The 10,533-nt window shown below is 38.6% G+C and carries 8 protein-coding genes; 6 read left to right on the top strand and 2 right to left on the bottom strand.

All coding sequences use genetic code 11. The features are described from left to right. Window positions 1-147: 147 nt before the first annotated feature. Together BFU02S_RS12240 and BFU02S_RS12235 are read right to left on the bottom strand one after the other, a co-directional pair. Window positions 148-2,763, bottom strand: coding sequence for a YfhO family protein (locus BFU02S_RS12240; protein WP_066371010.1), 2,616 nt, complete (start codon window positions 2,761-2,763; stop codon window positions 148-150). 14 nt (window positions 2,764-2,777) lie between these two features. Beyond that, complete coding sequence (locus BFU02S_RS12235; RefSeq protein WP_066371008.1) at window positions 2,778-3,152, bottom strand: GtrA family protein; 375 nt, start codon at window positions 3,150-3,152, stop codon at window positions 2,778-2,780. 143 nt (window positions 3,153-3,295) lie between these two features. Between BFU02S_RS12235 and BFU02S_RS12230 the strand changes: the two genes are divergently transcribed. The 6 genes from BFU02S_RS12230 (at window position 3,296) to BFU02S_RS12205 (ending at window position 10,520) form a co-directional block, all read left to right on the top strand. After that, window positions 3,296-4,261 carry a glycosyltransferase family 2 protein gene (locus BFU02S_RS12230; RefSeq protein ID WP_066371006.1) on the top strand — a complete coding sequence of 322 codons (966 nt, stop codon included), beginning with the start codon at window positions 3,296-3,298 and terminating at the stop codon, window positions 4,259-4,261. 152 nt (window positions 4,262-4,413) lie between these two features. After that, window positions 4,414-5,472, top strand: coding sequence for a glycosyltransferase family 4 protein (locus BFU02S_RS12225; RefSeq protein WP_066371003.1), 1,059 nt, complete (start codon window positions 4,414-4,416; stop codon window positions 5,470-5,472). A 20-nt stretch (window positions 5,473-5,492) separates the two neighbouring features. Then, a complete protein-coding gene (locus BFU02S_RS12220) occupies window positions 5,493-6,920 on the top strand; it encodes an O-antigen ligase family protein (RefSeq protein WP_066371000.1) in 1,428 nt (475 codons plus the stop codon). Between the two features lie 20 nt (window positions 6,921-6,940). After that, on the top strand, window positions 6,941-7,963 hold the full coding sequence (gene galE, locus BFU02S_RS12215; protein ID WP_066370998.1) for a UDP-glucose 4-epimerase GalE: 1,023 nt from the start codon (window positions 6,941-6,943) through the stop codon (window positions 7,961-7,963). A 148-nt stretch (window positions 7,964-8,111) separates the two neighbouring features. After that, window positions 8,112-9,218, top strand: coding sequence for a glycosyltransferase (locus BFU02S_RS12210; RefSeq protein ID WP_235842049.1), 1,107 nt, complete (start codon window positions 8,112-8,114; stop codon window positions 9,216-9,218). A gap of 240 nt (window positions 9,219-9,458) precedes the next feature. Beyond that, entirely contained in the window at window positions 9,459-10,520 is a 1,062-nt protein-coding gene (locus BFU02S_RS12205; RefSeq protein ID WP_066370996.1) for a glycosyltransferase family 4 protein, read from the top strand. Window positions 10,521-10,533: the final 13 nt, after the last annotated feature.

Here is a 10,533-nt window from a genome sequence, read left to right as displayed (position 1 = left end):
ACGCTTACTTTCTTTAAAGGTGGGAGCTATTTCAACGTTTACGTTAAAAAGTTAAGGAGGATACTTATTGGCCAAAATAATCCTAAAAACACAAAAACAGGTGGAGAAAAACAACTAATTTTTCTCCACCTGCTTTATGTTAGGGAGTTACTTACCGGACAGTCCTTTTCTCCGGCTTTTATAAAGAGCTATGATGATGATCATAAATAGAGTAGAAATCGTTATCCCAAGCCCTTCTTTAAGATATGGCGAGGAATACACCAGTTTAATTTGGTGTGTTCCTTTCGGTACTTTTAAACCGACAAATGTGCTGTTCACTTCAAAGGTATCTGCCTTTTTTCCATCGATCTCGGCATGCCAGCCAATGTTATACGGAATAGAGGTTACAAGGACACCGCGATGTGTTGAGGATATTTGTCCGCTGACGCTGTGATCTGTGACTTTTAGATTTTGGAGCTCTCGGCTTTGCAGTGCTTTTACGGACGCTTGAAAGTTCTGATAAGAAGTAAAGGTTACCTTTAAATCAGAAATCGAGTATTCACCGGGTGTCAGAGAAATCCGGATAGGATTTTGTGTTTTCTGATATCCCAAATTAAACACAAAGGTTGATTGCGGATAAGAGTATGTACTGTTTTCCTCTCTTTTCAAGAGATTTTTTCCGTTGATGTTCAAGACAAACTGCTTTCCGGCAGTGTTTTGGATCGTCATTTCCGTTAAAATTTCTCCCGGTTGTTTTGGCTGCTGAAACGGAATTTCCAGATACCCATTGTTTCCTACGAGAAATAAATTCCCTTTCCGGCTAATTCCATGCATAGAAACCTCTTTCCATCCATTATGCAACACCATTCCACTCAATTTGCTTTCTGGCAGAAGTTTCAATCCGTATTCTCCAGGAGATGATGGGGTGACAGCACCGGTTAATAGCAGCTGATCCCGGTCAGAAAAGTTTAGATGTTGAAATTCAGCCCTTGAGATTCCTTGATATGCCATAAAAGCAAGGGGAAGCCAATTTTGATTTTCATAGATGGTATAATCCTTAAATGTTTTTAATTTTTTATAGCCGTATGGCTGAAAGGGATCATGATTAGCGACGAAATAGTATTTTGTACTTAATGCTGTTTCTAAATATAGTCGTTGATCAAGGTTCTTAAATAAACTAGGTGAGTCAAATTGCAAAGTATTATAGTTTTCCTTGAAAAATTTCGATACATTATATGGGATTAAGCTTTGATACGCACTAAAGCCATTGTAGTCGTAGACCATTGGTAGATTATATTGTTTGACATCCTTCCACATCACCCGGTAAAAGCTTGTATCATGTTTTTTTATATAATTGATAACCTCTCTTTCGGATTGATTATCAAATCCTTTAGGACCAAACAGCAGGTCATTAATGGCTTTTTGGGTTTGATAAGGACCCAGTTCATGGGTGAAAAAGATAAAATTATTAAATAATATATTACCCGCCACAAGACCCAGCATACATGTTTGAAACAGCCATTTTGGAACCTTCGTTTTTAAGGTTAACAGAACGGCACCAATGATAAAGAGAATGAAATTGATTTCGTCCACTTGATCAACATGGCTGTGTAAAAGCCTTGATCTTAATGTTAACGTCATAAAAATTAAACAAACTTCAACAAGGACGATGAACGTAAGCTTTTTCCCGATTTGAATCAAATGGTCCAAAACAAACGGAATGTACAAGGCCATTGTAAAAACAACTAAATAAAACCATCTGAATTGAATAGCTGATAATCCGTTAAAAAAAGAAGAAGTTATTGGCAATAGATAAAAAACAAACACAACAATGGTAAACGTCAGCCTGATTTTTACTTCGCAGTTGTTGATCCAAAAGCCAATAAAGAATAATCCTAAACAGATAACCGGAAACGTCAGGTCACTAACAGAAAAAAATAATTGATAGTATAAATGTTTGTAATAATTTAGATCAAATAGAATCGGAATATCGAATTTTTTGCTAAAACGGTCCGCGTGCAAAAAATGATAAACAGCTGGTAAAAACGAAACAGAACTCAAAAGCAAGCCTGCAACGTAATTTGCGGCTATTTTTATATAATAAATGATAAATGTCTTCAGCTTGAACTTTTGATGGATCAGAAAGAATTTACATAGAGCATAAGCAAATAGATAGACGCTTGTGATAAAGGCAAAATAGAAGTTGGAAAAGCAAATTAGAAAAACAGACAGAATGAACGGAAGCTGTTTCTTCCGGTCTATATACCAATCGAAAGCAAGGATGACGAATGGCAGCCAAACCATTGCATCAACCATAAAATCGGAGCGCAGTGAATATTTGGCGAAAAAAACAGAACCCGTATAAATGAAGGCACCTGCTATGGAACTGAACATAGATCTTTTATTAAACATGAGCAGCAGGTACATAAAGAGCATACAGAGAAAGCATTTTAAGATGCTCAAGAAAAATTTCGCCTGAATAATAGCCGTAACCGAACTGCCTTTTATCAATAATGACAGCCAAAAGAATAAGGAAGTGGCATAATAGTAAATAAATTGTCCAAAAATATCGCCGCCCAGACCATATTCCCAAGACCACTCCACATTACCATGCCTGTAGGCGTTATGAAGAAATTGATGAAAGATTAAGTATTGGTCAATAGAATCACCGCCTCTCGCCGTAAACAGTGTATTGGCGATGAAAAAATAGAGGTGGATTCCTAGTGAAACACATAGGAAGAAGGTGACCGGAAAGGCGATCTTTACAATCCTTTTTAGAACCATTCATCCATCCTCCATTAAGCCTCTTTTTTCGTTAAAATATATCTGGATAAGGTAAAGGTAAATGGAATGGCAATCAACGAAGCCAGGATCGGAGATACTTTTTGATTCAATTTCATTAGGTCTACCAAGATATAGATAGCGCTTGTTGAGACGATAATGTTGACTACATAGGTTAAAGGAAATTGCAGAAATTTCTTTAATGTCGGCTTCGATTTATAGGTAAAGTAAGAGTTCATATAAAAAGAACCAACCATACTAATTAGGAAGGAGATAATATGAGCATATAAGTAATAAATGGACAAGACGGATTGAAAGAATAAATATAAGAGATAATAATCTAAAGTATTGATGACACCAACGATTCCGAATTTAATGACTTGTTTAATCATACTTTAACCCCAATTAATCCATTTTTTTCGATAAAATAATCATTTCCTATCATATCTTTTTGCAATCTGAATGTAAATGGCGAACTATCATGTTACAATCATTTAATGGATTTACTTTTTAGCTGCAGGAGGGCATATCTAGAATGATTTCGGTCATCGTACCATGCTATAACGAAGAAAAGAGTATCAGGAATTTTCATAAGGCAATCTCAGAGGTTATGAAAAACCAGGCGCCATATGAACTGGTTTTTGTTGATGATGGAAGCCGTGACGACACGCTAAAGTTGCTAAAAGAAATTTCCTATAAGGATGATGCTGTTCATTATATTTCTTTTAGCAGGAATTTTGGGAAAGAGGCCGCCATGCTGGCAGGGTTAAAATTTGCTGCCGGCGATGCAGTGATTATTATGGATGCCGATTTGCAGCATCCTCCGTCATTGATTCCCGAAATGATCCGTCATTATTATGATGGTTACGACCAGGTAATTGCCAAACGAAACCGCAAAGGTGATGCTCTTTTTCGAACAGCTGTCTCCAAATTGTACTACCGGCTGATGAATAAAATGGTCGATGTTGAACTTGTGGATGGAGTTGGGGATTTTCGGCTGTTGAGCAGGAGAGCAGTTGATGCCCTTTTAGCCTTAAATGAATATAACCGCTTTTCAAAAGGGCTGTTTTCGTGGATCGGGTTTGAGGAATATGTGATTGAATATGAAAATGTAGCCAGGGAAGAGGGGACAAGCAAGTGGAGCCTGCCAAAACTGATTAATTACGGTATTGATGGCATCATATCTTTTAATAATAAACCGCTCAGATTGTCCATCTATTTCGGTTTGGTTATTACCTTTTTGGACATTCTTTATATTCTATTTATTTTCTTCAGAATCTTGCTATACGGAATTGAGGTTCCAGGCTATTTCACAATCATCGCCTCTATTATGCTGCTTGGCGGGATCCAATTGGTTTTTCTTGGCGTAATTGGAGAGTATATTGGCAGAATATACTATGAAAGCAAACGGCGTCCGCATTTTATCATTAAAAATACGAATATTGGAATCACGGATCAGGATCTTCATACAAATCGAATTGGTCAAAAAAGCAAAGTTTAATGATTGGGAATAAGGGGAGTCATCCGTAAGACTTCCCTTTTTTAAAGCAGTTCTTTCATCATAATTACCTTGATAAAACCAGAGAATCACGATAACATTAGTTTGATTTGTAGTAATAAAGTTCATACATACACAAGTTAGAGGTGCTTTGATTGGCAAGGGTTCTTTATTTATTAAATTTCGTTGGCAATGGCGGAACGGAAAAGTATGTGTTGGATTTAATCAAGCATATGGGCAGGGACAACTGCATTTTTGTTTATTCCGAAACGGGGCCTGGAATAGAAGCGTTCCGGCAAACCGGAGTAAAAATGTATCAAGTAAACATGAAGGGTCCTTTCGATGTAAAGGCTGCGAAAAGAATTAAACAAATTATTCAAATGGAAAAGGCAGATGTCGTTCATGCAAACTTCTTAAGGGAAAATTATTTAGCCATTCTCGCGAAATGGATGGGAGCGCGATGCAAGGCCATTTGGACGTACCATGTAAACGTGCCGATGGGGTTGGGCATTCGCAGTTTAAACCGGGTGATGACGGCGTTTAATCATAAGGTGATCACCGTTTCTCAGTTTATGTATGAACAATTGCAGCAAAAGGGAGTATCAAGACATAAATTACAGCTGATTCATAACGGTATTGATGGCCCAAAAATCCCCCATCCCATGAAACACTTAAGAGAAGTTCCAGTGATTGCTACAATAGGCCGGCTGCGCGAAGAAAAGGGACAAGCTTTTCTGATTAAGAGTTTAGCCTATTTAAAGTCTGCCTATCCGGACATGAAATGGGAATGCCATTTATATGGAGATGGTCCGCAGCGAGAAGAATTGGAGACACTTGTGCAAAAACTTGGGTTAGAAAATTTTGTGCAATTTAAGGGTTTTTGTTCGGAAAAGGAAATAGTATACTTAAACAGTGATATTGTCGTCGTTCCGTCAAGTAATGATGCATTTCCTTATGTTCCGATCGAAGCATTATCCTACAGCCGGGTAACGGTAGGGACAAGGATTGGAGGAATCCCGGAAATTATCAAGGATGGAGAATCGGGATTATTGGTTGATTACGGTAATATTGAGGAGCTTGGCAATACGATATACCGTCTTTTAACCGATCAGAAACTCGTTCAAAGGCTTTCAGAAAACGGCAGAAAGTATTTTGAGAATCATTTTACGCTTGAAAAAATGATGAAACAAACAACTGCCGTGTATGAGTATTAACTTAATAGGAGTACGAATCAATGAAATTATCTCAGGACAATATATGGGTATTAATTGTAGGAATTTTAGCCGTAGTAGCAGGCACTTTTATTGGAAATTCGAAAGTGGCTATGCTGATTTCGTTACTTGTTGCCGTTGGTTCCTTTTGGAAAAAGGAAACTGGATTGTTATTTCTCCTTATTTTTATTCCAGTAAGACCATTTTTAACAACTATGAACCCAGGATTTAAAATCTTGGGAGATGCCATTATCGGCTTCTTGGTCTTAAGGACCATTTACGACTCCCGAAAAGATTGGAAAAAATTGTTTCGCTTTCATCCATATGAATGGATGTTCTTTATCTTTGGCGTAATCGGTATACTATCTGCCTTAGTAACCGGTGTTTCGATAAAGGCTATTATTTTTCAGATCAGGGCCTATTATTTATTCTATTTAGTCTTTTATGTTGTAAAGCGTATGGAGCTTACCCCTAAGTTTATCCGGAAAATGGCGGCTACGACTTTTGTGATGGGCTTGATTCTTTCCGTACAGGGAATTGTGGAGAAAATCTCCAATAAAACGATGTTAATGCCACAGGAATGGACGCAGTGGTGGTTATCGCCGACAAACAGAATACGGGTTTACGGCTTGCTGAAAGGCCCAAATGAACTTTCCCTGTATTTGGTTGTCGCTTTCATCGTATCATTGTATTTCCTTAAACAAGTCAGCGGAAAAATGCGTTATCTCATCTATGCCGGGCTATGCTTATTTGGTACAACCATTTTGCTTACGTATTCAAGAGGAACGACGCTGACAATCATTGCTTTTTTGCTTGTTTATATTGTTGTAACCCGAAATTGGCGGCCTCTTATTCCACTTGCGATGGTAGCTGTCATTTCAGGAGTGCTGTTCTTTGGAGTTAACAAGGCGGCAGATCAATATTATACACACTTTATAGCAGGCAAGGCCGGGGCTGGGCATCAGCTGGATAATAAAGAAGGGGCCAAGAGATTTGAAAATGCCTTTTCCGATCAATCACTGGAGCAGAGTACCTCAAGCGGCCGCATTTACAGGGTGAAAAAGGCAATTGAAGTATTTAAAGACCATCCGGTCATCGGAACAGGATTTGCCACTTTTGGCGGAGCAGCCACGATCTCATATTCTTCCCCAATTTATAAGCATTACGGGATTAAAACTAATTTTTATTCGGATAACCAGTATATCCTTATTCTTGTAGAGACTGGAATATTGGGGATGCTCGCGATTTTCATGTTTGCTTATTATTTGCTTGTCACTACCTGGAAAAATAGAAAAACCATTTATTCACCATTACTGATCTACTTTTTCGTTGCTTTGCTGGTAGGCGGTACCGTTTATAATATTTTGGAAAATGATACGTTTATGATGATCTACTTTATTCTCTTAGGGATTGTTTTGGGCAAGACAAAGATAGATAAAAACTTGGCATAGAAAGAGGGAGAAACAAAAGAATGGCAATTTTAGTAACTGGTGGGGCAGGCTATATCGGCAGTCATACATGTGTGGAACTGTTGAATGCCGGCTATGAAATCATCGTCCTTGATAATTTTTCTAACAGTAAACTTGAAGCGGTAAAACGGATTAAAGAAATTACTGGAAAAGATTTTGAATTTTACGAGGCCGACCTGCTTAATCATGAAGAGCTTGATAAGGTATTTGCCAATCATTCGATTGAAGCGGTTATTCATTTTGCCGGTTTAAAGGCTGTCGGTGAGTCAGTAGCTATTCCTCTTCGTTACTATCATAATAATATCACCGGCACATTGATTCTTTGTGAAGTGATGAAGAAATACAATGTGAAGAATATCGTGTTCAGTTCATCTGCAACCGTTTATGGTATGCCGGAACAAGTTCCAATTTCCGAAGATTTTCCTTTAAGAGCAACCAATCCTTATGGGCGGACAAAACTGATGATTGAGGAAATCCTCCGGGATGTCTATATTTCCGATCAAGATTGGAGCATTGCCCTGCTTCGCTACTTCAATCCAATCGGTGCTCATGAAAGCGGCAGAATCGGGGAGGACCCGAACGGTATTCCGAACAACTTAATGCCATATATTACTCAAGTGGCTGTTGGCAAATTACCGGAGCTGCAGGTGTTTGGCAGTGATTATCCAACGGTTGACGGTACCGGTGTGCGAGATTACATACATGTCGTCGACCTTGCACTTGGCCATTTAAAGGCAGTAGAAAAAGTGATGGCTTCAAAAGGTGTGGAAGCATATAACTTAGGAACTGGAACGGGATATAGTGTATTAGAAATTGTCAAAGCTTTTGAAGCAGCATCAGGTGTAAAAATTCCTTATAAAATTGTAGAGAGAAGACCAGGGGATGTAGCGATTTGCTATGCAGAGCCATCTAAAGCCAAGATTGAACTTGGGTGGACGTCACAAAGAGGAATCGAAGATATGTGCCGAGACTCCTGGAGATGGCAGAAAAACAATCCACATGGGTACGAAACTCAAAATCAATAAATCATTGGCAAAAAGGCAGGAATTGATCATTCCTGCTTTTTTTATTGAATTGTATTTAATTTGTAATGTTAGGAAAGTGTTTTTTCGTCAAAATTCGTGGTATATTAGAAGAAATAATAGGTCAGTTTTGCTTATTTTAGGAGATCTCATGAAGAACAAAGTAACGGTCATCTCAAATATGTATCCAACAGAAAAATACAAAAGCTTTGGTATTTTTGTGAAGAATCAAGTAGAAGCATTGCGAAACAAAGGACTTTCCGTCGATGTGATTGCTATTGATAACCCAAATAAAGGCAAGTTGAATTTACTAAAGAAATATGGGAAGTGGAGTCTCACTTTTCTGATCCATTTGTTGTTTAAGGGAAAGCGGACTGCAGTTGTCCATGCCCATTACGTTTTTCCAAGCGGAATGCTGGCTAAATGGTATAAAAAGCTCTACGGTGCAAGAATGATTGTGACAGCCCATGGCGGAGATATTGATCAAATGGCAAAGAAGAGCCATCGGATTGCCCATATGACAAAATCGATCCTTAAAGAAGCGGATCATGTCATTGCTGTTGGGCAGGAATTGTATACAACACTTGAAACCGCGTTTAGTGTGCAGCATGAGAAATTATCCCTCATTAATATGGGGGTAAATTTGGAGGTGTTTAGACCGGTTGAAAAGACAGAAGCCCGCAGCCGATGTGGTATTCCCACGGGAAAAACTCCGCTCTTGTTTGTCGGTAATATCATTGAACAAAAAGGGCTCAATGAATTAGTCCAGGCATTCGCGCTGCTCAGGAGGAACCATCCTGAATATGACTTATACATAATTGGTTCCGATAAAGACTACGGTTACGTAAATAGGCTTAAAGCGCTGATTGATGAAAACGGGGTGACGGAAAGCATCCATTTTCTTGGGACGAAAAAACAGGAAGAGGTCGCTTTATGGATGGCGGCGGCAGAAGTATTTATCCTGCCATCACATATTGAGGGATTCGGACTTGTTGCCATTGAAGCGATGGCCTGCGGAACCCCTGTTGTCGGCACCAATGTAGGAGGGTTGAAATACCTCCTTCATAATGGAAACGGTGTACTTGTCGAATCGAAAAATCCATCATCATTAAGAGATGGCATCGAAATGATTTTAGCATCAGCAGAGATGAAACAGACTCTCATCATGAAAGGCTTGGAACTGGCGAAGGAAAATGACCAAAACATCATGATTGAACGCATCATCAGTCTGTATCATCTTCAAAGGGAAAGGAGCTAAAAGCCCTTTTATTCCTTTGTTGTGTCTTTTTTAAGACTATTAAATTGGAAAATATGGTATTTATGGTCGAAATGGAGTTATCAGTAATTTAATAGACAAGGAAAATCTATTTAAAATAATGTTTAGCTATGTTATAATCCACATGGTACTGATGGCTTTGATACAAAATGATTGTTAAATAGATAACTAACTTTTCAAAATACAATTTGTTAGAATGGGTTAGATATAAGGAGGATCATGATGATCTATTACACCTTGTTGATATGCTTTATTAGTTCTATACTGCTCACTCCTTTCGTTAAAAAACTGGCGTTCAAAGTTGGAGCGACGGATAAACCAAATCACCGAAAAGTTCACCAAAGAATCATGCCTCGTCTTGGCGGACTGGCAATTTACGCAAGTTTTATCATTGGCATGCTCATCCTTCAACCGGATAATCCGTATGGACCTTCCATTATCATTGGCAGTATCATTATCGTGATAACCGGGATCTTGGATGATATCTTTGAGCTGTCTGCAAAAATTAAATTTATTGCACAAATAGCAGCAGCCTCTCTTGTTGTTATTTGGGGCGGTGTTCATGTTCAGTTTGTTAACTTGCCATTTGGCGGGCAAATCGAATTTGGCTATTTAAGTATTCCGCTGACCATTATTTGGATTGTTGGAATTACCAATGCGATTAATCTGATTGATGGTTTGGACGGACTTGCTGCCGGAGTTTCATCTATTGCCTTAATTTCAATTTCCGGAATGGCGCTCATCATGGGCAACGGTTATGTAACTGCCATTGCATCTCTAGTGTTGGCAAGTACGCTGGGCTTCTTGTTTTACAATTTTCATCCGGCAAAAATCTTTATGGGTGATACGGGTGCTTTGTTTTTAGGGTACATGATTTCAGTGTTGTCACTATTAGGTTTTAAAAATGTCACGATGATTTCGCTTATTGTACCGATTATTATTCTTGGTGTGCCAATTTCTGATACATTCTTTGCGATTATCCGCAGAATTGTCCATAAAAAACCTTTATCAGCCCCTGATAAATCGCATTTGCATCATTGCCTGCTTCGCCTTGGCTTTACCCATCGCCAGACAGTGTTAATGATTTACGCAATGGCTGCATTCTTTGGACTGATGGCGATCATCTTCTCTCAAGCTAAGCTGATCGGTGGATTTTTCCTCATTCTAGTGTTACTGATCTTGATTGAATTAATTGCCGAAGCGGTTGGCTTAGTCGGTAAAAACTATCGTCCATTACTCAAAATGATGCGTGGTATTCTTTTTAGTACAGTACGGAATCGATAACAGGAAGGAGGGG

The organism is Neobacillus fumarioli NBRC 102428, assembly GCF_001591485.1.
In the GTDB taxonomy this organism is placed as follows: domain Bacteria; phylum Bacillota; class Bacilli; order Bacillales; family Cytobacillaceae; genus Neobacillus; species Neobacillus fumarioli.
Note: the sequence above shows the minus strand (reverse complement) of the source record. Positions and strands in the feature narration are given on the sequence as shown.

What these genes read in the sequence shown, in the direction of transcription:
- BFU02S_RS12240 (WP_066371010.1), bottom strand. Translation starts at nt 2,763, where the DNA reads ATGGTTCTAAAAAGGATTGTAAAGATCGCCTTTCCGGTCACCTTCTTC.
- BFU02S_RS12235 (WP_066371008.1), bottom strand. Translation starts at nt 3,152, where the DNA reads ATGATTAAACAAGTCATTAAATTCGGAATCGTTGGTGTCATCAATACT.
- BFU02S_RS12230 (WP_066371006.1), top strand. Translation starts at nt 3,296, where the DNA reads ATGATTTCGGTCATCGTACCATGCTATAACGAAGAAAAGAGTATCAGG.
- BFU02S_RS12220 (WP_066371000.1), top strand. Translation starts at nt 5,493, where the DNA reads ATGAAATTATCTCAGGACAATATATGGGTATTAATTGTAGGAATTTTA.
- galE (WP_066370998.1), top strand. Translation starts at nt 6,941, where the DNA reads ATGGCAATTTTAGTAACTGGTGGGGCAGGCTATATCGGCAGTCATACA.
- BFU02S_RS12210 (WP_235842049.1), top strand. Translation starts at nt 8,112, where the DNA reads ATGAAGAACAAAGTAACGGTCATCTCAAATATGTATCCAACAGAAAAA.
- BFU02S_RS12205 (WP_066370996.1), top strand. Translation starts at nt 9,459, where the DNA reads ATGATCTATTACACCTTGTTGATATGCTTTATTAGTTCTATACTGCTC.